This is a genomic window from Streptomyces sp. NBC_01190, from assembly GCF_045039895.1.
Taxonomy (GTDB): Bacteria; Actinomycetota; Actinomycetes; order Streptomycetales; family Streptomycetaceae; genus Actinacidiphila.
Window position 1 is genome coordinate 1744867 of sequence record NZ_CP108580.1, and the last position, 26571, is coordinate 1771437.

The 26571-nt window shown below is 72.1% G+C and carries 19 protein-coding genes, 1 tRNA gene and 1 pseudogene; 8 read left to right on the plus strand and 13 right to left on the minus strand.

The genetic code is table 11. The features are described 5' to 3' along the window. Window positions 1-10 precede the first annotated feature (10 nt). Window positions 11-199: pseudogene (locus tag OG519_RS07435) on the plus strand (MBL fold metallo-hydrolase); the annotation flags it as partial. A 93-nt stretch (window positions 200-292) separates the two neighbouring features. On the opposite strand, the gene OG519_RS07440 reads toward OG519_RS07435, so the two are convergent. The 5 genes from OG519_RS07440 to uvrB form a co-directional block, all read right to left on the minus strand. Next, window positions 293-1315, minus strand: a complete 1023-nt coding sequence (locus OG519_RS07440) for a cytochrome c oxidase assembly protein (protein WP_405580244.1) — start codon at window positions 1313-1315, stop codon at window positions 293-295. A 176-nt stretch (window positions 1316-1491) separates the two neighbouring features. Next, window positions 1492-2478, minus strand: coding sequence for a TerC family protein (locus tag OG519_RS07445; protein ID WP_405580247.1), 987 nt, complete (start codon window positions 2476-2478; stop codon window positions 1492-1494). Between the two features lie 133 nt (window positions 2479-2611). After that, entirely contained in the window at window positions 2612-4834 is a 2223-nt protein-coding gene (locus OG519_RS07450) for a TerD family protein (protein WP_405580249.1), read from the minus strand. A 213-nt stretch (window positions 4835-5047) separates the two neighbouring features. Continuing rightward, window positions 5048-5626 carry a TerD family protein gene (locus OG519_RS07455; protein ID WP_405580252.1) on the minus strand — a complete coding sequence of 193 codons (579 nt, stop codon included), beginning with the start codon at window positions 5624-5626 and terminating at the stop codon, window positions 5048-5050. Window positions 5627-5811: 185 nt separating this feature from the next. Then, window positions 5812-7911, minus strand: coding sequence for an excinuclease ABC subunit UvrB (gene uvrB, locus OG519_RS07460; protein ID WP_405580254.1), 2100 nt, complete (start codon window positions 7909-7911; stop codon window positions 5812-5814). A 135-nt stretch (window positions 7912-8046) separates the two neighbouring features. Here uvrB and OG519_RS07465 point away from each other — a divergent pair, with 135 nt between their 5' ends. Continuing rightward, window positions 8047-8598 carry a methylated-DNA--[protein]-cysteine S-methyltransferase gene (locus OG519_RS07465; protein WP_405592539.1) on the plus strand — a complete coding sequence of 184 codons (552 nt, stop codon included), beginning with the start codon at window positions 8047-8049 and terminating at the stop codon, window positions 8596-8598. Window positions 8599-8803: 205 nt separating this feature from the next. Here OG519_RS07465 and OG519_RS07470 read toward each other — a convergent pair whose 3' ends face one another. Beyond that, window positions 8804-9169, minus strand: coding sequence for a tetratricopeptide repeat protein (locus tag OG519_RS07470; protein WP_405580257.1), 366 nt, complete (start codon window positions 9167-9169; stop codon window positions 8804-8806). A gap of 161 nt (window positions 9170-9330) precedes the next feature. Between OG519_RS07470 and coaE the strand changes: the two genes are divergently transcribed. Beyond that, a complete protein-coding gene (gene coaE, locus OG519_RS07475) occupies window positions 9331-9933 on the plus strand; it encodes a dephospho-CoA kinase (protein WP_405580260.1) in 603 nt (200 codons plus the stop codon). Window positions 9934-10059: 126 nt separating this feature from the next. Here the strand turns inward: coaE and OG519_RS07480 are convergent, their stop codons facing one another. Further along, window positions 10060-10995, minus strand: a complete 936-nt coding sequence (locus tag OG519_RS07480) for a proteasome assembly chaperone family protein (RefSeq protein WP_405580263.1) — start codon at window positions 10993-10995, stop codon at window positions 10060-10062. A 181-nt stretch (window positions 10996-11176) separates the two neighbouring features. Continuing rightward, entirely contained in the window at window positions 11177-12670 is a 1494-nt protein-coding gene (rpsA, locus tag OG519_RS07485; RefSeq protein ID WP_405580266.1) for a 30S ribosomal protein S1, read from the minus strand. Between the two features lie 284 nt (window positions 12671-12954). On the opposite strand from rpsA, the gene OG519_RS07490 reads away from it, so the two are divergent. Together OG519_RS07490 and hrpB are read left to right on the plus strand one after the other, a co-directional pair. Next, window positions 12955-13845, plus strand: a complete 891-nt coding sequence (locus OG519_RS07490; protein WP_405580269.1) for a class I SAM-dependent methyltransferase — start codon at window positions 12955-12957, stop codon at window positions 13843-13845. 169 nt (window positions 13846-14014) lie between these two features. Continuing rightward, window positions 14015-16552: an ATP-dependent helicase HrpB gene (gene hrpB, locus OG519_RS07495; RefSeq protein ID WP_405592541.1), complete on the plus strand. Its 2538-nt coding sequence runs from the start codon at window positions 14015-14017 to the stop codon at window positions 16550-16552. Between the two features lie 76 nt (window positions 16553-16628). Here hrpB and OG519_RS07500 read toward each other — a convergent pair whose 3' ends face one another. After that, a complete protein-coding gene (locus OG519_RS07500) occupies window positions 16629-17915 on the minus strand; it encodes a lytic transglycosylase domain-containing protein (protein WP_405580271.1) in 1287 nt (428 codons plus the stop codon). 278 nt (window positions 17916-18193) lie between these two features. Further along, on the minus strand, window positions 18194-20923 hold the full coding sequence (polA, locus tag OG519_RS07505; RefSeq protein ID WP_405580273.1) for a DNA polymerase I: 2730 nt from the start codon (window positions 20921-20923) through the stop codon (window positions 18194-18196). 98 nt (window positions 20924-21021) lie between these two features. Here polA and OG519_RS07510 point away from each other — a divergent pair, with 98 nt between their 5' ends. Both OG519_RS07510 and OG519_RS07515 read left to right on the plus strand, forming a co-directional pair. Next, window positions 21022-23307: an FdhF/YdeP family oxidoreductase gene (locus tag OG519_RS07510; RefSeq protein WP_405580276.1), complete on the plus strand. Its 2286-nt coding sequence runs from the start codon at window positions 21022-21024 to the stop codon at window positions 23305-23307. A 56-nt stretch (window positions 23308-23363) separates the two neighbouring features. After that, window positions 23364-23846, plus strand: coding sequence for a PaaI family thioesterase (locus OG519_RS07515; protein WP_405580279.1), 483 nt, complete (start codon window positions 23364-23366; stop codon window positions 23844-23846). 165 nt (window positions 23847-24011) lie between these two features. Here OG519_RS07515 and OG519_RS07520 read toward each other — a convergent pair. Continuing rightward, window positions 24012-24086, minus strand: a tRNA-Leu gene (locus OG519_RS07520). A 197-nt stretch (window positions 24087-24283) separates the two neighbouring features. On the opposite strand from OG519_RS07520, the gene OG519_RS07525 reads away from it, so the two are divergent. Then, a complete protein-coding gene (locus tag OG519_RS07525) occupies window positions 24284-24859 on the plus strand; it encodes an ANTAR domain-containing response regulator (protein ID WP_405592543.1) in 576 nt (191 codons plus the stop codon). Between the two features lie 81 nt (window positions 24860-24940). Here the strand turns inward: OG519_RS07525 and OG519_RS07530 are convergent, their stop codons facing one another. Next, on the minus strand, window positions 24941-25657 hold the full coding sequence (locus OG519_RS07530; RefSeq protein ID WP_405580282.1) for an ABC transporter ATP-binding protein: 717 nt from the start codon (window positions 25655-25657) through the stop codon (window positions 24941-24943). Beyond that, complete coding sequence (locus OG519_RS07535) at window positions 25654-26571, minus strand: ABC transporter ATP-binding protein (protein ID WP_405580285.1); 918 nt, start codon at window positions 26569-26571, stop codon at window positions 25654-25656. Before OG519_RS07535 ends, OG519_RS07530 begins: the two co-directional genes overlap by 4 nt.

The following is a 26571-nucleotide window of genomic DNA, read 5'->3' on the forward strand; positions in this document are numbered from 1 at the left end:
TGACGCTTAGCTGTTCCCGGGCGGCGTCGGCAACACCCGCTCCGACCCCGCGGCCTTCGCCTCCCTCTTCCACGACGTGACCACCAAGCTCTTCGCCACCCTCCCCGACGAAACCTGGATCTACCCCGGCCACGGCCACGACACCACCCTCGGCACCGAACGCCCCCACCTCCCCGCGTGGCAATCCCGCGGCTGGTGAGGACGTTACGGCGGCCTTCACCGCCCAGCCCTGACCCTACGGCGGCGGCTTTGTCGGGGGCTCGGGGGCGGCTGGTGGGGGTGGGGGTGGGGGTCAGGATTCGCCGCGCATGCGCATGCCGACCTCGCCCTGGTCCGTCTCCCACCATGGGCGGGTCATCTCGGGGGGTGAGGGGGCTGCGGGGACGGAAGGGGTGGCGGTCGAGGTGGCCGCCGGGGTTGCGGAGTTCGGCGGGGGCGGGGAGTCCGGGAGGGGGTGGGCGGCCGCCTCGCGGTCCAGGTGGGCGTCGAGGGCCGCCGTGCGGTCCCGCTCGGCTCGCCACCATTCGAAGAAGACCATCAGCAGGAAGGGCAGCGCGACCAGCTCCGCGAGGGTGATCATCAGACCGCCGCCGAGCTTCTGGTCGTGCTCGACCGAGGGCCCCCAGGTCCGGGGGTGGGCGGTGTACCAGTGGCCGGCCACCAGCGTGCCGCTGGTCATGACGACGATGCCGGGCACCGAGTCGAAGAGCCCGTCGAAGAAGACCAGCGCCGCGCGCACGGGGTGGCTGCACCAACGGGGCAGCAGCTCCTGGCGGCTGAGCATGGGCAGAACGAACAGCGAGCCGGTGAGCAGCAGCTGAAGGTGCATCACCTGACGCACCAGCGGATCGCCGAGCGCGTGCGCGAAGTACGGGGTGAAGTAGATCGTCAGCTCGGAGGCGAGCACCAGCACCGAGCTGACCAGCGGATACGTCAGGAAGCGGGTCGCCCGGGAGCTGACAGCCCGGTGGAGGCGGCCGGTGGGCGAGGCCAGCGCCAGCGGGTCGCCGAGCGCGAGGCCGAGCGGGGCGAAGAGGTCGAGCAGGATGTTCTGCACGGCGGCCGGCCAGAACAGCACCTGGTCGTAGACCGCCAGCGACGACATCGTGGCGAACACCAGTGTGCCGAGGCCCAGCACGTAGAAGGCCGCGCTCCGCCACAGCGGCCACCGCTCCCCCGCGCGCAGCCGCCGCCACACCCCGTACGCGTAGGCCCCGCCGAGCAGCAGGACGGCGGCGAGCGCGCAACCGTCGAACTGCCAGGTGTCGAGGAACCGTGGCCCGGTCAGCTCGGGGAGAGCGAGGGTGCCCGCCACATCGGCGCCTTTCCGCGTGAACCGTCCGTTACCGGGGCCACGGTAGTCCCTCGGCCACCGCCGCCCGGCGCGCACCCCCGCCGGCGGCACCGGCGAGCGCCCGGTTCACGCGAAGGGCCACGCGAGAGGCCGGGCGGAGGGCCGGGCTTCGACGCCCGCCCGGCTCACCCGAAAGCTCAGGCGTCGACGCGCGGCTTCTCGCGCTGCTCCCGGTCGGCCGCGGCCTGCCGACGGGTGGCGATCAGGCTGGTGGCGGTCGTCACCGCGAGCACCGCGACGATCACCCCGAGCGAGACCGGGATGGAGATCTCCGGCACATGCACCCCGGACTCGTGCAGCGCGTGCAGCACCAGCTTCACCCCGATGAACCCGAGGATCACCGACAGCCCGTACGACAGGTGGACCAGCTTCCTCAGCAGGCCGCCGATCAGGAAGTAGAGCTGGCGCAGGCCCATCAGCGCGAAGGCGTTGGCGGTGAAGACGATGTACGGGTCCTGGGTGAGCCCGAAGATCGCCGGGATGGAGTCGAGCGCGAACAGCACGTCCGTGGTGCCGATGGCGAGCATCACCACGAGCATCGGGGTCATCAGCCGCTTGCCGTTCTCCATGACGAACAGCCGGGTGCCGTGGTATCGGTCGGTGGCCGGCACCCGCTTCTCGACCGCCTTGAGCAGCCGGTTCTCCTCGTACTCCGACTCCTCCTCGTCGGCCCGCGCCTCCTTGATCAGCTTCCACGCGGTCCAGATCAGGAAGGCGCCGAAGATGAAGAACACCCAGGAGAAGCTGGCGATGATGGTCGCGCCGGCCGCGATGAACACGGTCCGCAGCGCCAGCGCGATCAGCACACCGACCAGCAGCACCCGCTGCTGGTACGGCGACGGCACCGCGAACTTCGCCATGATCAGTACGAAGACGAAGAGGTTGTCGACGCTGAGCGACTTCTCGGTGATGTATCCGGCGAAGAACTGGCCGGCCGGTTCACCCCCGCCGAAGAGCAGCAGGCCGAGACCGAAGAGCCCGGCGAGCACGATCCACACCGCGGTCCAGATTCCGGCCTCGCGGACGGACACGTCGTGCGGGGTGCGGCCGATCAGGAAGTCGGCGCCGATCAGGGCACCCAGCCCGGCGATGGTGAGCGCCCATACGGCGAGGGAGACATCCACGGATCCTCCGGTGATTCGTCGGTTCTTAGAAGGTACACGAATCACCAAGGGATAGTAAAATGCGTGCCAAGTCCGCTGGTCAGTGCGGTCCTCATCGTAAAGGCTCGGCAATGGGCGCGCCACGCCGACCGGTTCAGGGGCCGAACGCCGGGCCCGCCGCCGACAGTTGCCGCAGCACCCGGCCGAGCACCTGGCTGCCCGGCGGCACCAGCGCCGGCTCATACGTCCACACGTGCCCCACCCAGGGGTCGGCGAGGTGGTCACTGGGGTTCGGGGTGAGCCGCAGCAGCGACCGCCAGAACGGGTCGAGCACCGGCCCGTACCGGTCGGCGTCCGCCCTGTCGGCCACCATCAGCAGATGCACCCCCACCGCGGGCCCCTCGTCGGCGAGGTAGCGCAGTTGGGTGACGGCCCGGTCGTCGAAGCCGTACGGGAACGCGTTGACGATCAGCAGCCGCCCGGCGGTGTCGAAGCCGGCCGGCAGCGCGTCCGGCGCTCCCCCGCGCGCGGCCATCTGCAACAGGTCGACCCGGTCGGTCAGCCGGTCGAGCAGCTGGCTGACCCCCTCGGCTCCGGCGGCGGGCGGCGGTAGTACGGGGGCGCCCGCCGCGTACAGCGCGGCGAGCGCGGCCGCGCCGGAGCCGGCCGGATCCAGGATGTTCACCGCGAAACCGCCGACCGGGTACGAGGCGAGCAGCCGGGCGGCGACGGCGACCGCGACCGCCAAGGCGCCCCGGCCGTCCTCCGCGGTGTCGAGCCACAGCCCGCGGTCGAGCGGCAGCCGGGCCAGGAGCGGAATCCGCAGTTCGGGGGCCTCGGGCAGGGTGAGGCTACCGAGCCGCACCGCCATCGGCCGCTCGGCCGGCACCTGGTAGGCATGCCACACCGGGTTCTCCCAGCCGGCGAAAGCGGGCGGCAGCGCGGGTTCCACCGCCTCGGCCTCGGCGGTCAGTTGGGCGAGGTCGCGGTCGAGCACCGCCCTGGCCTGGTCCACCAGCTCGGCCTGCTTGAGCTGGGCATCGTCCCTGGCCACCTCCGCGGCGAGGCCGTTCCGGGTCCGGGGGTCGGCGAGCAGCCGGTCCATCTCCTGGTCGTAACGGGACTCGGCGAAGTCCGCCGCGCCGCGATAGGCCGCCACCGTACGGGCCAGGTCCTCGAACATGCCCCAGATCTGGTTGTGCAGCCGCTCCTCCATGGTCCAGCCGGAGGCTTCACCGGCGAGCGGGACCGGTGGAGCGTCGTCTGGATCTGTCGGCAGAACGGGCGCGGCGGGCGGGTCCGGCGGCGCGGGCGGGTCGTACCCGGCGACCGGCGGGACCTGTGCGGGAAGCGCGGGCGCGTGCGACGCCTGGGCCGGCACCGGCTGGGGCGGGGTGCCGGCCGGGGAGCCGGAGCGCGCGGGCGGTGTCCCGCCACGGGTGCGGGGCGCCTGCGCGGCGGCGGTACGGCGCCGGGGGTGGCGGTAGTCGACGCCGGTGCCGGTGTCCCCGGCGGCGGGCATCGGAGCCGAGGCGGCGGGGGCGGGGGCCTGCCCGGCAGGGGCGGCAGCCGAGGTGGTCGAAGCGGTCGGAGCGGGAGCCTGCGCGGCGGCGGACGTGGCGGCCGGCCCGGGGGCGGCCGTCCGACCGGCGGCGGCCGGCGTCACGGACGCGGCGGCACCGGCCCCCTCCGCCGGGACGGACGCGGCGGGCGCCCCCTGGGCGAGCACCGCGCCCGCACGGGACCGCTCCGGGTCGGCCGCCGCGTGAATCTCCCCGGCCAGCGCCACCGCCTCGGCCACGCCCTGGTCGAGCAGCAGCGCGGCGAGCCCGTCGGCGTACCCCTGGCCGACCGCGCGCACCTTCCAGACGCCCTGCCGCTGGTACAGCTCCAGCGCCAGCAGGGCCGTCTCCGGGCCGAGCCCGGTGATGGTGAAGCCGGCCGCCGTGTCGCCGTCCGGGGCGGTGACCGCCAGGCGGGGAGCGGGGGCCGCGCCGAAGTCACCGGGTCCGCCCCGCGGTCCGGTGGGGAGCGCCAGCAGGACGTGTACCCGGCGGACCGGCTCCGGCAGCGCGCCGAGGTCCAGCACCAGCGCGTGGTCGGCGGCCGCCTGCCGGGGCACCTCGACGCCGGGGACGCGGGGGGTACCGGGGTGGGCCAGCCAGGCGTCGCCCGCCCCCGGGTGCGACGCCCCGGTCCCGGCGCCAGCCCCAGCCGCGGCCCCGGCGCCCGGCGGCGCCCCCAGGTCGCGGAGGACGCGGCCCTGCTCGTCCCCGAGCGTGACCGCGGCCACGACCGGGGTACCTGCCGACACCCGGATCTCCCACCGGTTGCCGGGCAGTGGATGGTTCTGCCCGCGGACCAGTTCGGCGCCCATGTCCGCCGCCCCCGTTCCCGTCTTCGTGTTCTCTTGTTCCTGGTGTTGTTCCTGGTGTCTGCCGTGCCGGGTCAGTGGTCGGCCGGCCGTGGACGCGTGGATCGGTCCTGGTCGGCCGGGCCCGCTGGTCGGTGGTGGGCGGGTCCGTCGGCCGGTCCACGGCCGGTCGGGGGCGGCGGGACAGCCGGGGCGTCCGGCCGGTGCCGCCCCGGGTCAGAGCGCGGGCAGTATGGCCGGGATCAGGTCCTGGAAGGTCCGTCCGTTGGCCGGCGTGCCGATCGCGGTCATCGACCAGCCGCCTTGGCCGCGCTGCACCTTCGCCATGATCTGCGCGGTGTACGCGCCGCCGCCGGTGAGGGTGTAACGGGCCAACTCCTGGCCGTTGGTCTCGTCGACCAGCCGGCAGAACGCGTTCTGCACCTCGGCGAAGGTCTGACCGGTGAAGGAGTTGACCGTGAAGACGATCTGGTCGACATGCACCGGCACCCGCCCGAGGTCGACCAGGATCGACTCGTCGTCGCCGCCCTGGCCGGCGCCGCCGACCACGTTGTCCCCGGTGTGGCGGACCGAGCCGTCGTCGCTGGTGAGGTGCTGGAAGAAGACCACGTCGACCGGCTGCTTGTCGGCGAAGAGCACCGCGGAGGCGTCGAGGTCGATCTCCCGGGTGCGGCTGCCGAAGAGCCCGCGGCGCGGCGCGGCCTGCCAGCCGAGCCCCATCCTGACCGCGGTCAGTGATCCCCCGTCAGCCTTGCTCAGGCTGATCTTCTGACCTTTGGTCATATTGACCGTCACGCGCTGTCCCCTCTCACCCGTCACCACGTGTGCCGTTGGTGCCCCGACACTAACAAGACGAGGCCCGGCGGTATCCCGGTTCGACGTCAGGAGGTTTCCGCCGATTCATGGCCGATTCCCTGCCGCCGGCCGGGCGCCGTCCCCCCGTTGGCCCAGCGCACGTCCCGCACGCCCCCCGCGCCCCATCAGGCCATCCCGACCTCACGCATTTGGCGCAGCTCCTTCTTGAGTTCGCCGAGTTCGTCCCGGAGCCGCGCGGCGACCTCGAACTGGAGCTCGGCGGCGGCCGCGTGCATCTGGTCGGTGAGCTGGGTGATGAGGTCGGTGAGTTCCTCGGCGGGCAGCCCGCCCTTCGCCGCCCGCTTGCCGTTCGACTTGGCGGACAGCCCCGGCACCGGCGCTTTCCCGCGCGAGCGCTGCCGGCCGGAGCCGAGCAGCTCCTCGGTGTCGGCGTCCTCCAGGGCGAAGGAGTCCAGGATGCCGGCGATCTTCTTCCGCAGCGGCTGCGGGTCGAGTCCCCGCTCACTGTTGTAGGCGACCTGCTTCTCGCGCCGGCGGTTGGTCTCGTCGATGGCCTTCTCCATCGCCGGGGTGATCCGGTCGGCGTACATGTGCACCTGGCCCGAGACGTTACGGGCGGCGCGGCCGATGGTCTGGATCAGCGAGGTGCCCGAGCGGAGGAAGCCCTCCTTGTCGGCGTCGAGGATGGCCACCAGGGACACCTCGGGGAGGTCGAGGCCCTCCCGCAGCAGGTTGATGCCGACCAGCACGTCGTACTCACCGGCCCGCAGCTCGTGCAGCAGCTCCACCCGGCGCAGGGTGTCGATGTCGCTGTGCAGATAGCGGACCCGGATGCCGAGCTCCAGCAGGTAGTCGGTGAGGTCTTCGGACATCTTCTTGGTGAGGGTGGTGACCAGGACCCGCTCGTCCCGCTCGGTGCGCAGCCGGATCTCGTGCACCAGGTCGTCGATCTGGCCCTCGGTGGGCTTGACGATCACCTCGGGGTCCACCAGCCCGGTCGGCCGGATGATCTGCTCCACCACTCCCTCGCCGCGGGAGAGCTCATAGGTGCCGGGGGTCGCCGACAGATAGACCGTCTGGCCCACCCGCTTCTGGAACTCCTCCCACTTCAGCGGCCGGTTGTCCAGCGCGGACGGCAGCCGGAAGCCGTGGTCGACCAGGGTGCGCTTACGGGACGCGTCGCCCTCGTACATCGCGCCGATCTGCGGCACGGTGACGTGCGACTCGTCGATGACCAGCAGGAAGTCCTCGGGGAAGTAGTCGATCAGGGTGTCGGGCGCGCTGCCCGGGCCACGGCCGTCGATGTGCCGGGAGTAGTTCTCGATGCCGGCGCAGGTGCCGACCTGGCGCATCATCTCGATGTCATAGGTGGTGCGCATCCGCAGCCGCTGGGCTTCGAGCAGCTTTCCCTGCTTCTCCATCAGGGCGAGCTGCTCCTCAAGCTCGCTCTCGATGCCGGCCACCGCCCGGTCCATCCGCTCCGGGCCCGCGACATAGTGGCTGGCCGGGAAGACGTAGATCTGGCGGTCCTCGGTGATCACCTCACCGGTCAGCGGATGCAGGGTGTAGAGCGCCTCGATCTCGTCGCCGAACATCTCGATCCGGACGGCCAGCTCCTCGTAGACCGGGAAGATCTCCACGGTGTCGCCGCGCACCCGGAAGGTGCCGCGGGTGAAGGCCAGGTCGTTGCGGGTGTACTGGATGTCGACGAACCGGCGGAGCAACTGGTCCCGGTCGATGACGTCCCCGACGTTGAGCCGGACCATGCGGTCGATGTACTCCTGCGGGGTGCCCAGGCCGTAGATGCAGGAGACGGAGGCGACCACGACCACGTCCCGGCGGGTGAGCAGGGAGTTGGTGGCGGAGTGGCGCAGCCGCTCGACCTCCTCGTTGATGGAGGAGTCCTTCTCGATGTACGTGTCGGTCTGCGGGACGTACGCCTCGGGCTGGTAATAGTCGTAGTACGAGACGAAGTATTCGACCGCGTTGTTCGGCAGCAGCTCGCGGAACTCGTTGGCGAGCTGGGCGGCCAGGGTCTTGTTCGGCGCCATCACCAGAGTGGGTCGCTGGAGCCGTTCGATCATCCAGGCAGTGGTGGCGGACTTGCCCGTACCGGTAGCGCCGAGCAGCACCACATCCTGCTCACCTGCCCGGACGCGGCGCTCAAGGTCGTTGATCGCGGTCGGCTGATCACCGCTGGGCTGGAAGGGACTGACGACCTCGAAAGGCGCCACACTGCGTTCGATGTCTGATACAGGGCGCATGTCTCCAAGGTACGACCAGCCACTGACATTCGGTCGTGGACGCCGGGGTGGCGGGCACTGTCGTAGCCTCCCCCTAGGCTGGCGGGTGTGAGGCAATCAACAGGTTCGGCAGATGCGGCGGAGGCGGCGGGCCCGATGGGGGCGGCGGACCCGGTGGGCCCGGCGAGTCTCGCCTGGACGGTGGTGGACGCGCCGATCGGGCCGCTGCTGCTGGCCGGGACCGAGCTGGGGCTCGCCCTGGTGGGTCTCCGGGCCGACGAGGCGACGGTGGAGCGGACGCTGGAGGCGGCCGGCCGGCGGCTGGGGCGGGGCCCGGTGGCGGACGCGCGGCGGCTCGCGCCGGTCGCCGAGCAGCTGGCGGCGTATTTCGCGGGCACGCTGCGTGACTTCTCGCTGCCGCTCGACTGGTCGCTGATCACCGGCTTCAACCGCCGGGTGCTGCGGGAGCTGGCCACGGGGGTGCCGTACGGCTCGGTGGTCGCCTACCAGGACCTCGCCGATCGGGTGGGGGAGCCGCACGCCGCCCGCGCGGTGGGGGTGGCGATGGGGTCGAATCCGCTGCCGCTGGTCGTGCCGTGTCACCGGGTGATCGAGAGCGGCGGGGGCATAGGGGGCTTCGGCGGCGGCCTGGAGATCAAGAGGTCGCTGCTGGCACTGGAGGGCGTGCTGCCGGCGCCGCTCTTCTGAGCCGCGCCACCCGCCTCCGCGCCGAGGCCTTCCCGCCACCCGTCGCCGTGCCGCCCGCCTCGTCGGGGTCCTCCCGCCGAGCAGCCCGCCGCCGCGCGGCCTCCCACGCCGACCTGCCGCCGCCCTGCGCCCCCCTCCCGGCGATGCCGGGACCGGCCACCGGGATCCGTCCAGCGGCCGACCTCGCCCGGCGGGAGGCCGCCGCTCAGCTCGGGTCGAAGCGGGCGGCGGCCAGATAATCGGGGCGCGGGTCGAGCGCGGCGGCCAGCCGGAAGTGCCGCAGCGCCTCGTCGGCCCGATTGGCCCGCTCCAGCGTGCGGGCGAGCGCGAAGTGGGCGAAGGCGTTGTCCGGCTCGCGCTCCAGCACGATCTGGAACTCCAGCTCGGCCGGGCGCAATTGGGCGGCGGCGAAGAAGGCGCGGGCGCGCAGCAGCCGGGCCGCGGTGTTCTCCGGGTGGGCCGCGATCACGGTGTCGAGGAGCTTGACGGCGCCGCGCGGGTCACGGGCCGCGAGCAACTGCTCCGCGGCGCGGAAGTCGATGACGTGGGTTTCCGGTGTCCCTTTGGGCAAGGCCGCCTCCCTGGATCGGGGCACGGTTGACGACGGATCGTCTGGTCAAAGATACCCAACACGTACCGCGGCAACCACATTCCGCCGCCCACCGGGAGCGGCCCCGCCAGGGCGGGCAGGCCCGCCGCGTGGCCCGGGGCGCACCCTCTAGGCTGTCGGACATGCTGAGTGTGGGGCTGACCGGGGGTATCGGGGCCGGGAAGAGCGAGGTGGCCCGGCTCTTCGCGTCCTATGGGGCGGTGCTGGTCGACTCGGACCGGATCGCCCGCGAGGTCGTCGCGCCGGGTACCGAGGGGCTGGCCGCCGTGGTGGCCGAGTTCGGCCCGGAAGTGCTGGCCGCCGACGGAAGCCTCGACCGGCCGGCGCTCGGCGCGATCGTCTTCGCCGACGAGGACCGCCGCAAGGCGCTCAACGCGATCGTGCACCCGCTGGTGGGGCGCAGGTCGGCCGAGTTGCGGCAGCACGCGGCCCCCTCGGCGATCGTGGTCAACGATGTGCCGCTGCTGACGGAGAACGGCCTGGCCGCCGCCTACGACCTGGTCGTCGTGGTCGACGCGGCACCGGACACGCAGCTCGACCGCCTGGTCCGGCTGCGCGGTATGAGCGAGGACGACGCGAGGGCCCGGATGGCCGCGCAGGCCACCCGCGAGCAGCGGCTCGCCGTCGCCGATCTCGTCATCGACAACGACGGACCGTTGGAGGCGCTGGAACCGCAGGTGCGGGCGGCGTGGCGCACCCTGGCCGAACGAGCCGGCGGCTGCTGAGGCAGCGGAGCGGAATCCACCGGATTGGCGCTTTCCCGACCCCCCGAACGGGGGCATTCGCCGCCCGAGCGGACCCGCTGGATCCACCCGGTCCCCCGTGACCGTGCCGCCCTCAGCAACCGTCGGTCAGCGGCCGTCGTCCTCCCGGTCGGCGAGGAACCGTTCGAATTCCGCCGCGAGATCGTCGGCCGAGGGCAGGTCGACGGGCTCGGCGATCAGATTGTCGCGGCTCTGCGAGCCGGCCACCGCGTCGTACTGACTCTCCAGGCCGCGCACCACCGACACCAGCTCGCTGTCGCCCTCGGCCACCTGGCGGTCGATCTCGACGCGCACGGTGTGCGCCTCGTTGCGCAGCGCGTTGGCGATGTCCGGCAGCACCAGGCCGGTGGCCGCGGTGATGGTCTCCAGCACCGCGAGGGCCGCGTCCGGATACGGGGACCTGGCCAGGTAGTGCGGCACATGCGCGGCGACCCCGAGCACGTCACGGCCGGACTCGGCGAGCCGAAGCTCGATCAGCGAGGCTGCGCTGCCCGGCACTTGGGCCTCGTCGAACCAGGCCCGGTGACCCGGCATCAGGTCCACCCGGTTGCCATGGGGTGTCAGGCCGACCGGGCGGGTGTGCGGGACACCCATCGGGATGCCGTGGAAGTTGATGGCGAGCCGCACTCCCAGCCGCTCGACGACCTGGAGCACCGCGCCGCTGAACCGCTCCCATTCCACATCGGGCTCCGAGCCCGCGAGCAGCAGGAACGGCGTGCCGGTGGAGTCACGGACCAGATAGAGGTCGATCTCCGGCGGTTCGTAGGCGGACCAGTGGTCCCGCTCGAAGGTCATCAGCGGCCGCCGGGCGCGGTAGTCGATCAGCCGGTCCGCGTCGAAGCTGGCGATGAGCTGGTTGTCCAGCCGGTCCAGCAGATGGCGAGTGATCTGTTCACCGGTCTCGCCGGCGTCCATGTACCCCTCGAAGTAGTACAGCAGCACCGGGCCGGCGTCACCGACCGCCTCGTCGACGGCTTCGGCCCCGCCCGGCACGTACTCGTACAGTCCTTGCGGATCCAGCACGGTGATCGTCCTCCTCGCTCTTGTCACGGACAACGAACGGAGCTTGCCCGCCATTCCCCGCGGCCGCACCCGAAGGGGTGGTAACCGGCCCCGCTGATGGCCCTGCGCCGTCACACCACGCACCGCGGCCCGCACCCCCAGGACGGGGGTGCGGGCCGCGGATGTCGGTCGGCGTCCTGGATCAGGACTGGCCGCCCGCGAGCTTCTCACGGAGGGCCGCGAGGGCCTCGTCGGAGGCGAGAGCGCCGGACGTGTCATCGGACTCCGAGGAGTACGAACCGCCACCGGAGGCCGGCGCGGGCGCGGCGCTGCCGGCCTCGGCGGCCGCCTGCTCGTCGGCCTCGCGGGACTTGATGACCTGCGCCTGGTGCTGCTCGAAGCGGGTCTGGGCCGTGGCGTACTGGCCCTCCCACTCCTCGCGCTGCTTCTCGTACCCCTCGAGCCAGTCGTTGGTCTCGGGGTCGAAGCCCTCGGGGTAGATGTAGTTGCCCTGGTCGTCGTACGACGCGGCCATGCCGTAGAGGGTCGGGTCGAACTCGACCGAGGCCGGGTCGGCGCCGAAGGACTCGTTGGCCTGCTTGAGCGACAGCGAGATGCGGCGCCGCTCCAGGTCGATGTCGATGACCTTGACGAAGATCTCGTCGTTGACCTGGACGACCTGCTCCGGGATCTCCACGTGGCGCTCGGCCAGCTCGGAGATGTGCACCAGACCCTCGATGCCCTCGTCCACCCGGACGAACGCGCCGAACGGCACCAGCTTGGTGACCTTGCCGGGGACGACCTGGCCGATCTGGTGGGTCCGGGCGAACTGCTGCCACGGGTCTTCCTGGGTCGCCTTCAGCGACAGGGAGACGCGCTCGCGGTCCATGTCGACGTCCAGGACCTCGACCGTCACCTCCTGGCCGACCTCGACGACCTCGGAGGGGTGGTCGATGTGCTTCCAGGAGAGCTCCGAGACGTGCACCAGACCGTCGACACCGCCGAGGTCCACGAACGCACCGAAGTTGACGATGGAGGAGACGACGCCGGAGCGCACCTGGCCCTTCTGCAGGGTGGTGAGGAAGGTCTGGCGGACCTCGCTCTGCGTCTGCTCCAGCCAGGCACGGCGGGACAGGACCACGTTGTTGCGGTTCTTGTCCAGCTCGATGATCTTCGCCTCGAGCTCCTTGCCCACGTAGGGCTGGAGGTCGCGCACGCGGCGCATCTCCACCAGCGAGGCGGGCAGGAAGCCGCGCAGGCCGATGTCGAGGATGAGACCACCCTTGACGACCTCGATGACGGTACCGGTGACGATGCCGTCCTCTTCCTTGATCTTCTCGATCGTGCCCCACGCGCGCTCGTACTGCGCACGCTTCTTCGAGAGGATCAGGCGCCCTTCCTTGTCCTCCTTCTGGAGAACCAGGGCCTCGATCTCATCGCCCACGGCGACGACCTCGTTGGGGTCGACGTCGTGCTTGATGGAGAGTTCGCGGGAGGGGATGACACCTTCGGTCTTGTAACCGATGTCGAGCAGGACCTCGTCCCGGTCGACCTTCACGATGACGCCGTCGACGATGTCGCCGTCGTTGAAGTACTTGATCGTCTCGTCGATCGCGGCGAGGAAGGCTTCCTCGTTGCCGATGTCGTTGACCGCCACCTGCGGGGTGGTACGAGGGGCCTCGGTGCTGCTCGTCATTAGGGAAAGGACTCCGGTACGGACAGTAAGTCGTAGGTACTGCTACGCCGGGAACCCTTTTCGCTCCTGCCGAATTCCGGACAGCCACGGGGGCCGAGAGGTCTGCAACAGTTCCGAGCACGGCCTGCTCTGTCTGAGGCGCGCAGGCTCGCAGCGCAACTTGTAGCATACGGGGGCAGCAGGGCACGGTCAATGCACGAAGAGCGCACCACGCGCATAACGGACCAAACCGGCCGCAACTCGTCCACCCAGAGGTCCTCCCAGAGAGTACGACGACAGCCGCGATGATCCAAGGACCGGAACCCGAAGCTACCCGTCGTATTGCCGGTGGCACGGAGAGCAGCAGGGCCAACCGTCACTGGTGGGACCGCAACGCCGACGATTACCAGGTGGAGCACGGCGACTTCCTCGGCGACGCCCGCTTCGTGTGGGGCCCGGAGGGGCTGGACGAGGCGGCGGCCGGGCTGCTCGGACCGGTGGCCGGGCTCAAGGACCAGGCGGTGCTGGAGATCGGCGCCGGCGCCGCGCAGTGCTCGCGCTGGCTGGCCGCGCAGGGCGCGCGGCCGGTGGCGCTCGACCTGTCGCGGCGGCAGTTGCAGCACGCCCGGCGGATCAGCGAGGAAAGCCAGGGAAGCCAGGAAAATCAGGATCACGCGGACCACGCGACGGGCGAGGAGCACGCGGCGGGTACGGAGGCGCCGGGCGGTCCGGTCCGGCTGGTGCAGGCCGACGCGGGGTCGCTGCCCTTCGCCGACGCCTCCTTCGACCTGGCCTGCTCCGCCTACGGGGCGCTCCCCTTCGTCGCGGACACCGCCCGCGTCCAGCGCGAGGTCCGGCGCGTGCTGCGGCCCGGCGGGCGCTGGGTCTTCTCGGTCACCCACCCGGTCCGCTGGGCCTTCCCCGACGAGCCGGGCCCCGAGGGTCTGACCGCCGTCGCCTCCTACTTCGACCGCACCCCGTACGTGGAGCAGGACGACCGCGGCCTCGCCGTCTATGTCGAGCACCACCGGACCCTCGGCGACCGGGTACGGGAGATCGCGGCGGCCGGGATGCGGCTGGTCGACCTGGTCGAGCCGGAGTGGCCGGAGTGGAACGAGCAGGAGTGGGGCGGCTGGTCCCCGCTGCGCGGCCGGCTGCTGCCCGGCACCGCGATCTTCGTCTGCGTCGCCGAGTGAGGCTTCCCCGCGGCGGCGGACCGGGACGGCGCCCGCGCACCGGGGCTTCGGCGCCGCTCTCGCTGACCGCGGCCGGGGTGGCCGGGGTGGCCGCGATGAGCACCGGGGCGCCGCGGTGAGCGGTGCGCCGGACCCGGCGGCGCCGGCGGTCCCGGGTATCACCGGCCCGCTGCGCGCCCTGCGGGCCGAGGCGCGGAGCCTGCCGGTCGCCCCGGCCGTGCCGGCCCTGCTCGACGCGCTGCGGACCCGCGGCTGCGCGGTGCTCGCCGCCCCGCCCGGCACCGGCAAGACCACGCTGGTGCCGCTGCTGATCGCCGAGGCGACCGGCGGCCGGGTGCTGGTGGCGGAACCCCGCCGGATGGCGGCGCGGGCCGCCGCCCGGCGGATGGCCTGGCTGCTCGGCGAACGGGTGGGCGAGACCGTCGGCTTCACCGTACGGGGGGAGCGGTCGGTCTCGCCCCGCACCGCCGTCGAGGTGGTCACCACCGGTGTGCTGCTGCAACGCCTGCAACGGGACCCCGAACTGGCCGGTGTGGGCACGGTGATCCTGGACGAGTGCCATGAGCGGCATCTCGACGCGGACACCGCGATGGCCTTCCTGCTGGATGTACGGGCGGTGCTGCGGCCGGAGTTGCGGCTGGTCGCCGCGTCCGCCACCACCGACACGGCGGCCTGGTCGAAGCTGCTCGGCGACGCCCCGGTGGTCGAGGCGGCCGGCGTCCTCCACCCGGTGGCCGTGGAGTGGGCCGCGCCCGCCGGGCCGGTACGGCCGCCGCACGGTATGCGGGTCGATCCGGCGATGCTCGACCATGTGGCCGCCACCGTACGGCGGGCGCTGCGCGAGCACGACGGCGATGTGCTGTGCTTCCTGCCCGGCACCGGGGAGATCGCCCGGGTCGCGGGGATGCTGGGTAGCGGCCTCGCCGCGGATGTCCTGCGGCTGCACGGGCAGGCGCCCGCCGCCGTGCAGGACGCCGCGCTCGCCCCCGGGGAGCGGCGCCGGGTGCTGCTGGCGACATCGGTCGCCGAATCCAGCCTGACCGTGCCGGGCGTACGGATCGTGGTGGACAGCGGTCTGGCCCGCGAACCGCGGATGGACCACGCGCGGGGGCTGGGCTCGCTCACCACGGTCAGCGCGTCACGGGCCGCGGCGGACCAGCGCGCCGGGCGGGCCGGACGCGAGGGTCCCGGCACGGTCTACCGCTGCTGGTCCGAGGCCGAGCACGCGCGGCGGCCGGCCAGGCCCGCGCCCGAGATCGCCCTCGCCGACCTCACCGCCTTCGCTCTGCGGAGCGCCTGCTGGGGGAATCCGGACGCGGCCGGCCTCGCCCTTCTCGACGCCCCGCCGCCCGGCGCCCTCGCCGCCGCCCGCGCCGCGCTCCACGATCTCGGCGCGGTCGACGACGGGGGCCGCGCCACCGACCGGGGCCGCCGCCTGACGCGTCTCGGTCTCCACCCCCGGCTGGCCCGCGCGCTCCTCGACGCGGTGCCCGACACCGGCGCCGCCCGCGCGGCGGAGATCACCGCGCTGCTCTCCGAGGAACTCCCCTCCTCCTACGGCTCGGATCTGACCGCCGCCTGGCACACCGCGCGCCGGGGCACCGACCCCTACGCGGTCCGCTGGCGCGCGGAGGCGCGGCGGCTGGCGGCGGCGCTGCGCGGGGACACGCCGGACACGCCGGACGGATCGGCGAGCGGGCCGGCGGGCGGACCGAGAGGCGGCCGGGCGTCGGGCGGCGTCACGGACGACGTGGCGGCCGGGCTCGTGGTCGCACTGGCCTTCCCGGAGCGGGTGGCGCGGCGGCGCGGACCGGGCGCGTATCTGATGGTGGGCGGCACGGCGGCCGAGGTGGCCGGCGGGATCGGGGACGCGGAGTGGGTGGCCGTGGCGGTCGCCGACCGCGGGGTGGGCCGGGCGTCCGCTCGGGTCCGGGTCGCGGCGGTGATCGACGAGGGCACCGCGCGGGCCGCGGCGGGCGGGCTGCTGACGGCGTACGAGGAGGTGCGCTGGCGCGACGGCGATGTGGTGGCCCGCCGGGTGGAGAAGCTCGGCGCGGTGGAGTTGGCGGCGGCGCCGCTGCGGACGCCGGACCTGGCCGCGGTACGGGCCGCGCTGGTCGAGGGGCTCACCGCGGAGGGCACCGGGCTGCTGCGCTGGTCCCGCGACGCCCACGACGTACGGCAGCGGCTGGCGTTCTTGCACCGGGTGCTCGGCGAGCCGTGGCCGGACGTGGCGGAGGGCGCGCTGCTGGCCCGCGCCGAGGAGTGGCTCGGCCCTGAACTCGGCTCGGCCCGCCGCCGGGCCGATCTGGCGCGGGTGGACGCGGGCGCCGCGCTGACCCGGCTGCTGCCCTGGGCGGGCGGCCAGGCGGCGCGGTTCGCCGAACTCGCCCCGGAACGGCTCGAAGTGCCCAGCGGTTCGCGGATCCGGCTCGACTACGGCGGGGAGCAGCCGGTGCTGGCGGTCAAGCTCCAGGAGCTTTTCGGCCTGCGGGAGACCCCGAGGGTGGCGGGCGTGCCGGTGCTGGTGCACCTTCTGTCACCCGCCGGTCGGCCGGCGGCGGTCACCGCGGATCTGGCGTCCTTCTGGCGCGAGGGATATCGGTCGGTACGGGCCGAGTTGCGCGGCCGCTATCCGAAACACCCGTGGCCGGAGGACCCGGCCACCGCCGTACCGACCCGCCGTACCAACACCCGCCGGCCCTGACCGGACCGGATCCCCGGGGCGTCCCCGGACGGATCCCGGTCCGGCTGCCGGGCCGGTCCGGGGGCGGTGCGCCGCGTCAGGACGCGGTCAGCGCGGCACCCGTTGCCGCACCGGCCGTGTCGGACGGCGAGGGGGTGGGGGTCTGGGTGTCGGTGGCGCACGGGTCCGGCGTGGTCTCGGTGGGCGTCGGGGTCGGCGTCACCGTGGGGGCCGGGGTGTCGGTGGGCGAGTCGCTCGGGCTCGGCGTGTCGGTGGGGCAGCCCGGGGTCGGGGTGTCGGTGGGCGAGTCGCTCGGCGACGGCGTACCGGTGGTGGGGTCGCCGCTCGGGCCGCCCGTGGGGCTGGTGGTCGGCGTACCGGTGGGCGTGCCGGTCGGGGTCGCCGTGGGCGAGGGCGACGTGGTGCCGCCCGCCGGCGCCGAAGGAGAGGTGGAGGGGGACGGCGAGGCCGACGGGCTGGTGGACGGGGTCGGCTTCTGCGTCGGCGTGCCGGGGTCCGGCGGCGGGGTCACGCCGGGGCCGGGGGTGCCGGTGCGGTCGGGCACCGTGACGGCGCCGCCCGCCACGAAGTGCTCGTACCAGGACTTCACCAGGTCCAGATACGCCTGCGAGTGGTTGTAGCCGAGGATCGCCCGGTCCATGTCGGCGGGCACGGCCAGGTCACGGCCGTCGGCGCACAGATAGCGGCCGGCCGCCAGCGCCGCGTCGTAGACGTTGTTGGGGTCGCGCACCCCGTCGCCGTTGCCGTCGGCGCCCCAGGTCTCCCAGGTGAGGGGGATGAACTGCATCGGGCCGACCGCCCGGTCGTGGACCGCGTCCCCGTCGAAGGCACCGCCGTCGGTGTCGGTGATGTCGGCGAAGCCGTTGCCGTCGAGGACAGGGCCGAGGATCGGGGAGTACGTCGTGCCGTTGGCGTCGACCGCGCCGCCGCGGGCCTGGCCGGACTCGACCTGGCCTATCGCGGCGAGCAACTGCCAGGGCAGATGGCAGCCTGGCTCGCTCTCGGCCAGCGACGCCTCGGCGCGCTGGTAGGCGGCGAGCACGGTGGTCGGCAGGCTCGCGCCGCCGCCGGGCACGGTGACGACACCGCCGCCGGGCGCACCGCCGGGGGCGACCGGGGCGAAGGGGCCGGTGGGGCTGTTCAGCGGCGGTACCTGGGTGAAGTACGGCGAGCCGCCGTCGATCGCCGGACCGCCCTGCGGGGTGTCAGCGACCTGCTGCTGGTCCTGCGTCGCCGCCTGCGCATGGGCCACCGGGAAGAACCCCGGCCCCTGTGAGGCGCTGAGCGCCGCCATGGCAGCCGCGGCCACCGCCGTCCCGGTCGCTGTCCTGCGGAGCCTCCGGCCGTACCGCCGCGCCGACATATCGCGGTCCCTCCCACGTACGAGATGCGCGCGCGTCCCGGCGCGACAACTCGATTGACCCTACGGCAACTTCACTGCCCGGACCACACTCCGGCGGCAATACACAGGGTACGAATCATCGCAATAACCGACGATCCGGTGCGCCCCCGAGGAGCCTTCACCGCGGGGACGCGGCCCGTTCACCCAGGGATTCCACCGCCCGGGTCCGGGAGCGCCGGGAGCGCCGGCCCGCACGCCGCGGGCCGGCCGGCCGTCGCGGTGCGGCCGGCCCGGCGCCGTCAGTGCGCGGCCGACTCCCAGTCCGAGCCGACACCCACCGAGACATCCAGCGGTGCCCGCAGCGGATACGCCCCCGACATCTCGCGGCGCACCAGCTGCTCCACCTTCTCCCGCTCCCCCGGGGCGACTTCGAGCACGATTTCGTCGTGCACCTGGAGCAGCATCCGTGAGGTGAGCCCCTCGCGCACCAGGGCCTCGTCCACCCGCAGCATCGCGATCTTCACGATGTCCGCCGCCGAGCCCTGGATCGGCGCGTTGAGCGCCATCCGCTCGGCCATCTCCCGCCGCTGCCGGTTGTCGCTGGTGAGATCGGGCAGATAGCGGCGCCGGCCGAGCAGCGTCTCGGTGTAACCGATGCCGCGGGCCTCCTCCACCGCCCGGCGCAGATAGTCCCGCACGCCGCCGAAGCGCTCGAAGTACGTCTCCATCAGCGCCCGCGCCTCGCCCGCCTCGATGCCCAGCTGCTGCGACAGCCCGAACGCCGACAGCCCGTACGCCAGTCCGTACGACATCGCCTTGATCTTGCGGCGCATCTCGGGGTCCACCTGGTCCCTGGCCACCGAGAACACCTGGGAGCCGACCGTGGTGTGCAGGTCCTCGCCGGAGGTGAACGCCGCGATCAGGCCCTCGTCCTCCGAGAGATGGGCCATCACCCGCAGTTCGATCTGGCTGTAGTCGGCGGTGAGCAGCGACTCGTACCCCGCGCCGACGACGAAGCCGCGCCGGATCGCCCGGCCCTCGTCGGTACGGACCGGCACGTTCTGGAGGTTGGGGTCGGTCGACGACAGCCGGCCGGTCGCGGCGACGGTCTGGCTGAAGGAGGTGTGGATCCGGCCATCGGGCGCGATGGACTTCACCAGGCCCTCGACCGTGGCGCGGAGCTTGGCCTGCTCCCGGTGGCGCAGCATGATCACCGGCAGCTCGTGGTCGGTCTGCCCGGCCAGCCACGCCAGCGCGTCCGCGTCGGTGGTGTAACCCGTCTTGGTCTTCTTCGTCCTCGGCAGCGCCAGCTCACCGAAGAGGACCTCCTGGAGCTGCTTCGGCGACCCCAGATTGAACTCGTGGCCGACCGAGGCGTGGGCCTCGGACACCGCGTGCGCCACCGCCGCGGCGAACTGCTGGGTGAGCCCTTCGAGATGGGCCCGGTCGGCGGCGATGCCGGCCCGCTCCATCCGGGCCAGCAGCGACGAGGTGGGCAGCTCCACGTCGTGCAGCAGCTCCATCGCCCCCACCTCGGGGAGCCGCCCGGCGAACACCTCGCCCAGGTCGAGCACCGTGCGGGCCTGGGTCATCAGCGACGCGGCGGCGGCGCCCTCGCCCTCGTCCTCCTCGCCGAACGCCAACTGCCCCTCGGCGTCGGCGGCCGGCGCCAGCTCCCGGCCGAGGTACTCCACCGAGAGCACGTCGAGCGCGAAGGAGCGGCGTCCCGGCTTGATCAGATACGCGGCGAGCGCCGTGCACATCTCGATGCCGTCGACCCGCCAGCCGTGCTCGCCGAAGACCCGCATCACGTTCTTGGCGTTGTGCAGCACCTTCGGGGCGTCCTTGTCGGCCAGCCAGGAGGCGAACGCCTTCTCGTCGGCCTCGTCCACCCGCGCCGGGTCGAACCAGACCGCGTCCTCGGCCGAGGCGAGCGCCACCGCGGTCACGCTGCCGCCGCCCAGCTCCCAACTGTCGACGCTGGCCAGCCCCAGCGGTCGCGCCGCGTGTCCGGCGAGCCACTCGGGCAGCTCGCCCGGTGCCAGCACGGTGCCGTCGACGGCGACGCCCTCGGCGATCACCGCCGCTTCCTCCGCGGCGCCCGGGTCGGCCGCGAAGAGCCGCTCCCTGAGATTGGGGTTGTGGAACTCCAGCACATCGAGCACGCCGACGAGCGCCGTCCGGTCGTACGGCTCCCGGCCCAACTGCTCGGCGGTGGCGGACAGCGCCACCCCGCGGTCGAGCTCGGTGAGGCGGCGGTTGAGCTTCACCGCGTCGAGGTGGGCCCGCAGATTCTCGCCCACCTTGCCCTTCACCTCTTCCACCCGCTCGCACAGCTCGGCGAACGACCCGAACTGGGAGATCCACTTGGCGGCGGTCTTCTCCCCCACCCCGGGGATGCCGGGCAGATTGTCCGACGGGTCGCCGCGCAGCGCGGCGAAGTCCGGGTACTGGCGGGGCGTGAGTCCGTACTTCTCCACCACCTTCGCCGGGGTGAACCGGGTGAGCTCCGAGACGCCCCGGGTCGGGTAGAGCACCGTCACCTGGTCCGAGACGAGCTGGAACGCGTCCCGGTCGCCGGTGACGATCAGCACCTCGTATCCCAGCCGCTCGGCCTGGGTGGCGAGGGTGGCGATCACATCGTCCGCCTCGAAGCCGTCGACCGCGAAGCGCGGCACCGCCATCGCGTCGAGCAGCTCGCCGATCAGCTCCACCTGGCTGCGGAACTCGTCCGGTGTCTTCGACCGCGTCGCCTTGTACTCCGGGTACTCGTCGAACCGCCAGGTCTTGCGGGAGACGTCGAACGCCACCGCCAGGTGCGTAGGCTTCTCGTCACGCAACGTGTTCGCGAGCATGGACATGAAGCCGTAGATCGCGTTGGTCGGCTGACCCGTGGCGGTGGTGAAATTCTCCACCGGCAGCGCGTAGAACGCCCGGTACGCCAGCGAGTGCCCGTCGAGCAGCAGCAGCCGCGGACGGTCGGAACGTTCGGGCCGGACGGTAGACGTATTCGATGCTTTCTCTGCCACGTCCCCGATCCTCCCACGCGGGTACGACAACGGGCGGCCACGACAGTTGTCCACAACCGCCCCACCATCCGCCCACCCACCGTGACAGGATCGAACGCATGGTGAAGAAACCGCCGGTCGGCGACCCCGTACAGGACGCACCCCACGTCGGTGCGCCGAAGCACGCCGCCGCGGGGCTGCCCGCGATCGGCCATACCGCGAAGATCGCGGGCGCGCAGATGGGCGCCCGGCGCAGCGTCCTCACCCTGCTCAAGGTCAACCAGAAGAACGGCTTCGACTGCCCCGGCTGCGCCTGGCCCGAGGACGACCGCCGGCACACCTTCGAGTTCTGTGAGAACGGCGCCAAGGCCGTCGCCGAGGAAGCCACCCTGCGCCGGGTGGGCCCCGAGTTCTTCGCCGCCCACCCGGTCGCCGATCTCGCCGACCGCAGTGGCTATTGGCTCGGACAGCAGGGCCGCATCACCCAGCCGATGCACCTCCCGGAGGGCGCCACCCACTACCGGCCGATCGGCTGGGACGAGGCCTTCGGGCTGATCGCCGCCGAACTCGCCGCGCTCGACAGCCCCGACGAGGCCGTCTTCTACACCTCGGGCCGGACCAGCAACGAAGCCGCGTTCCTCTTCCAGCTCTTCGCCCGCGAACTCGGCACCAACAACCTGCCCGACTGCTCCAACATGTGCCACGAGTCGTCCGGGTCCGCCCTCACCGAGACGATCGGCGTCGGCAAGGGCAGCGTCCACCTGGAGGACCTGCACCGGGCCGAGCTGATCATCGTCGCCGGACAGAATCCGGGCACCAACCACCCCCGGATGCTCTCCGCGCTGGAAAAGGCGAAGCGCGGCGGCGCCACGATCGTCAGCGTCAACCCGCTGCCGGAAGCCGGTCTTGAGCGCTTCCGCAACCCGCAGACCCCGGCCGGCCTCGTCGGGCCCGGCACCGCGCTCACCGATCTGCACCTCCCGATCAGGCTCGGCGGCGACCAGGCGCTCTTCCGCGCGCTCGGCCGGCTCCTCATCGAGGCCGACGCGCTCGACCGCGACTTCATCGCCGCCCACACCCACGGCTTCGAGGACTACCGGGCCGCCGCCCTCGCCACCGACTGGGACGAGGTGCTGCGCGCCACCGGACTGAGCCGCGCCGAGATCGACGCGTTCTTCGCCCTGGTGCGGAACGCCGGCAGCGTCGTGGTCTGCTGGGCGATGGGCCTCACCCAGCACAAGCACGCCGTCCCCACCATCCGCGAAGTGGTCAACTTCCTGCTGCTCGGCGGCAACATCGGCCGACCGGGCGCCGGGGTCTGCCCGGTCCGCGGCCACTCCAACGTCCAGGGCGACCGCACCATGGGCATCTTCGAGCGCCCGGCCGCCGAATTCCTCGACGCGCTCCAGAAGGAGTTCGGCTTCGCCCCGCCGCGCGGCCACGGCTACGACGTGGTTCGCGCCATCCGCGCGCTGCGGGACGGCGAGGCGAAGGTCTTCTTCGCCATGGGCGGCAATTTCGTCGCCGCCTCCCCCGACACCGCCGTCACCGAGGCGGCCATGCGCCGGGCCCGCCTCACCGTCCATGTCTCCACCAAGCTCAACCGCTCGCACGCGGTCACCGGTGCCCACGCGCTGATCCTGCCGACCCTCGGCCGGACCGAGCGGGACCAGCAGGCCGGCGGCCCCCAATTCGTCACCGTCGAGGACTCGATGGGCAAGGTGCACGCCTCCCACGGCGGCCTCACCCCCGCCTCCCCGCATCTGCTCTCGGAACCGGCGATCGTCTCCCGGCTGGCCCGGGCCGTCTTCGGCGAGGAAAGCCCGGTCCCCTGGGCCGACTTCGAGCGGGACTACGACCTGGTGCGGGACCGGATAGCCCGGGTGATCCCGGGGTTCGACGACTTCAACGCCCGGGTCCGGCACCCCGGCGGCTTCACCCTGCCGCACGCCCCCCGCGACAGCCGCACCTTCCCCACCGCCACCGGGAAGGCCAACTTCACCGCGGCGCCGGTGGAATACCCCGCGGTGCCGGAGGGCCGGCTGCTGCTCCAGACCCTCCGCTCCCACGATCAGTACAACACCACCATCTACGGCCTCGACGACCGCTACCGCGGCATCAAGGACGGCCGCCGGGTGGTGCTCCTGCACCCCGACGACGCCGCCGAGGCGGGCTTCGCCGACGGGGACTACGCCGATCTGGTCAGCGAGTGGACCGACGGCACCGAGCGCCGCGCCGACGGCTTCCGGGTGGTGCACTACCCCACGCCGCGCGGCTGCGCCGCCGCCTACTACCCCGAGACCAATGTGCTGGTACCGCTCGACCACACCGCCGACACCAGCAACACCCCGGCGTCCAAGTCCGTGCCGATCCGCCTGGAGCACCCGGACCCGCCGAAGGCGTGACCGCACGCGTCGGATAGAACCCTGTTCCCAACAGCAGAGAATGATCGGAGCACCAGATGGGCGAGCAGACCGCCACCGCGTTCCCCCGGGAGATCCTCCAGCAGTACGCCGATCTCGGGATGGACCTGCCGGCTCTCTTCTCCGGCGGCCATCTCGGCGATCGCATGGGAATCCGGATCCTGGAAGCCGGCCCCGACAAGGTGGTCGGCGTGATGCCGGTCGAGGGGAACACTCAGCCCTATGGGCTGCTGCACGGCGGCGCCTCCGCGGTGCTCGCCGAAACCGTCGGCTCGGTCGGCGCGATGCTGCACGGCGGCCCCACCAAGATCGCGGTCGGTGTCGACCTCAACGCCACCCACCACCGCAGCGTCCGCTCCGGCACCGTGACCGGCACCGCCACCCCTGTCCACCGCGGCCGTTCGTCGGCCACCTATGAGGTCGTCATCACCGACGAGGCCGGCAAACGCGTCTGTACGGCCCGCCTGACGTGCATGCTGCGGCCGACCACAGCTACCGGTGCGACGACGGCGACAGCGTAGGGAAAAGCGATCCGAGGTACGCACAGGTCGTCGACAGACCCGGAGCAGCCAGAAACCGGAGCAACGGGAGCCACCGGAGACCGGAGCATCCGGCACCCGGAAAAGGGGAATGCAAAACGGCTCTGGACGGGAAAAGCGACGCTGACCTTCGAATTGAAGGGAATGTGCCCCGGGTCGGACTCGAACCGACACTGTATGGGTTTTGAATCCATTGCCTGCTGCCAATTGGGCTACCGGGGCCCCTTGAAACAGAGGATAGCCTACTACCTCCACGCCCCACGCCCTAGCGGACCTGGGTAGGCTCTAGGGGCAGGTCCCGTCATGAACCGAGGAGCACCGTGAGCGCCCCCGATGAGTCCGCCAGCCCCCACGACGAGCAGCCGCCGCAGGCGGAGCCACCTGCGCGGGCGGAGGGTGAGAAGTCGCATGTCCCGCCGGTGACGACGCGCGTCGTCATCGCCGAGGACGAAGCGCTGATCCGGTTGGATCTGAAGGAGATGCTGGAGGAGGAGGGTTACTCCGTCGTCGGTGAGGCCGGGGACGGGGAGACCGCGGTGAAGCTGGCCGAGGAGCAGCGGCCGGATCTGGTGATCCTGGATGTGAAGATGCCGGTGCTCGACGGTATCTCGGCCGCCGAGCGGATCGCCGCCGATAAATTGGCGCCGGTGCTGATGCTCACCGCCTTCTCGCAGCGGGAACTGGTCGAACGGGCCAGGGACGCGGGGGCGATGGCGTATCTGGTGAAGCCGTTCACCAAGAGCGATCTGGTGCCGGCCATCGAGATGGCGGTCAGCCGATTCCAGGAGCTGCGGACGCTGGAGGCCGAGATCGCCGATCTGTCCTTGCGGCTGGAGACGCGGAAGCTGGTCGACCGGGCGAAGAGCGTGTTGCAGACCAAGTACGGATTGACCGAGCCGGCGGCTTTCCGGTGGATCCAGAAGACGTCGATGGACCGGCGTATGTCGATGCAGGCGGTAGCTCAGGCCGTGATCGACGAGGTGGCCGAGAAATAAGGCCGGCCCCGGCCGGTCCGCCCGGCACGCCGAAGGGCCCGCACCCCAGGGGGTGCGGGCCCTTTCGTGCGGTCAGGCGGCTCAGTCCTCGCCGAGGTACGTCTTGCGGACGCCCTCGTCGTGCAGGAGTTCCTGTCCGGTGCCGGAGAGCTTGATGCTGCCGATCTCCATGACGTGTGCCTGGTCGGCCAGCGAAAGCGCGGCCTGGGCGTTCTGCTCGACGAGCAGGATCGTGGTGCCCTGGGCCTTGAGCTCCACGATGGTGGTCATGATCTTCTGCATCATGATCGGCGACAGGCCCATCGAGGGCTCGTCGAGCATCAGCAGTTTGGGCTGGGACATCAGGGCGCGCCCCATGGCGAGCATCTGCTGCTCGCCGCCGGAGAGGGTGCCGGCCGCCTGCCGGCGGCGCTCGCCGAGGATGGGGAAGAGCTCGTAGGCGCGCTCGATGTCCTTGGTGATGCCGGCGGCGTCCTTGCGCAGGAACGCGCCGAGTTGCAGGTTCTGTTCGATGGTCAGCCGGGGGAAGATGTGCCGGCCTTCCGGGGAGTGCGCGAGTCCGAGGGCGACGATCTTGTGCGCCGGGACCCGGGTGAGGACCTTGCCGTCGAAGACGACGCGGCCGCCGATGGGCTTGAGGAGGCCGCTGAGGGTCCGCAGCGTGGTGGTCTTGCCGGCGCCGTTGGTACCGATGAGGGTGACGACCTGGCCGGCTTCGACCGAGAAGGAGATGCCCTTGACGGCTTCGATCTTGCCGTAGGCGACCCGGAGGTCTTCGACTTCGAGCAGTGCGGTCATCGGTCGTTCTCCTGCTGCTCGTCGTCGGCCCGGGCCGGCTCGGCCCCTGGCGGCTCCTCCGCTGCCGGTGCGTCTGCCGGTTCACCTGCCGGTTCGTCCTGCCCGGCGATCGGCTCACCGAGGTAGGCGGCGATGACACGTTCGTCGCTCTGCACGACGTCGGACGTGCCTTCGACGAGCAACTGGCCCTGGACGAGCACGGCGACGCGGTCGCAGAGATTGAAGATGAACCGCATGTCGTGCTCGATGACCAGGACGGCGACGCCCTGGTCCCGGATGGCGAAGACGAGTTCCTCGGTGGCCCGCGTCTCCTGGGGGTTCATACCGGCGGTGGGCTCGTCGAGCAGCAGCAGCCCCGGTTCGCTGGCCAGCGCCCGGGCGATCTCCAGCTTGCGCTGCTCGCCGTAGGGCAGGTTGCGCGAGAGCAGGTCGGCCTTGTCGGCGAGTCCGGTGAACTCCAGGAGTTCCATCGCGCGTTCGCGCGATTTCGCTTCCGCCCGGTGGTAGCCGGGGCCGCGGATGAGGGCGGAGAGGAGTCCTTCGCGGGTGCGGGTGTGCCGGCCCACGAGGACGTTCTCCAGCACCGTCATATTGGCGAAGAGCCGGATGTTCTGGAAGGTACGGGCGATGCCGGCCTTGGTGACCAGGTGCGGCTTGGGAGGCAGCACGGTACCGCGGTAGGCGACGGTGCCCTCGGTGGGGACGTACAGCCCGGTGAGGCAGTTGAAGAACGTCGTCTTGCCGGCGCCGTTGGGCCCGATCAGTCCGACGATCTCACCACTGTTGACGGTGAGGCTGACGTCGCGGACGGCGGTGAGACCGCCGAAGCGCATGATGACGCCGGTCGCCTGGAGCAGCGGACCGTTGCCGGGGGTCTGGGCGGGCACGGGCGCTGGGGTGCTGGTGGTGGTCAT

Bases quoted from the DNA above. Each gene is read 5' to 3' on its own strand.
- coaE (WP_405580260.1), top strand. From the start codon at position 9,331: ATGCTGAGTGTGGGGCTGACCGGGGGTATCGGGGCCGGGAAGAGCGAG.
- uvrB (WP_405580254.1), bottom strand. From the start codon at position 7,911: ATGCGCCCTGTATCAGACATCGAACGCAGTGTGGCGCCTTTCGAGGTC.
- OG519_RS07490 (WP_405580269.1), top strand. From the start codon at position 12,955: ATGATCCAAGGACCGGAACCCGAAGCTACCCGTCGTATTGCCGGTGGC.
- rpsA (WP_405580266.1), bottom strand. From the start codon at position 12,670: ATGACGAGCAGCACCGAGGCCCCTCGTACCACCCCGCAGGTGGCGGTC.
- OG519_RS07515 (WP_405580279.1), top strand. From the start codon at position 23,364: ATGGGCGAGCAGACCGCCACCGCGTTCCCCCGGGAGATCCTCCAGCAG.
- OG519_RS07450 (WP_405580249.1), bottom strand. From the start codon at position 4,834: ATGGGCGCCGAACTGGTCCGCGGGCAGAACCATCCACTGCCCGGCAAC.
- OG519_RS07500 (WP_405580271.1), bottom strand. From the start codon at position 17,915: ATGTCGGCGCGGCGGTACGGCCGGAGGCTCCGCAGGACAGCGACCGGG.
- OG519_RS07535 (WP_405580285.1), bottom strand. From the start codon at position 26,571: ATGACCACCACCAGCACCCCAGCGCCCGTGCCCGCCCAGACCCCCGGC.
- OG519_RS07510 (WP_405580276.1), top strand. From the start codon at position 21,022: ATGGTGAAGAAACCGCCGGTCGGCGACCCCGTACAGGACGCACCCCAC.
- OG519_RS07465 (WP_405592539.1), top strand. From the start codon at position 8,047: ATGGGGGCGGCGGACCCGGTGGGCCCGGCGAGTCTCGCCTGGACGGTG.
- OG519_RS07530 (WP_405580282.1), bottom strand. From the start codon at position 25,657: ATGACCGCACTGCTCGAAGTCGAAGACCTCCGGGTCGCCTACGGCAAG.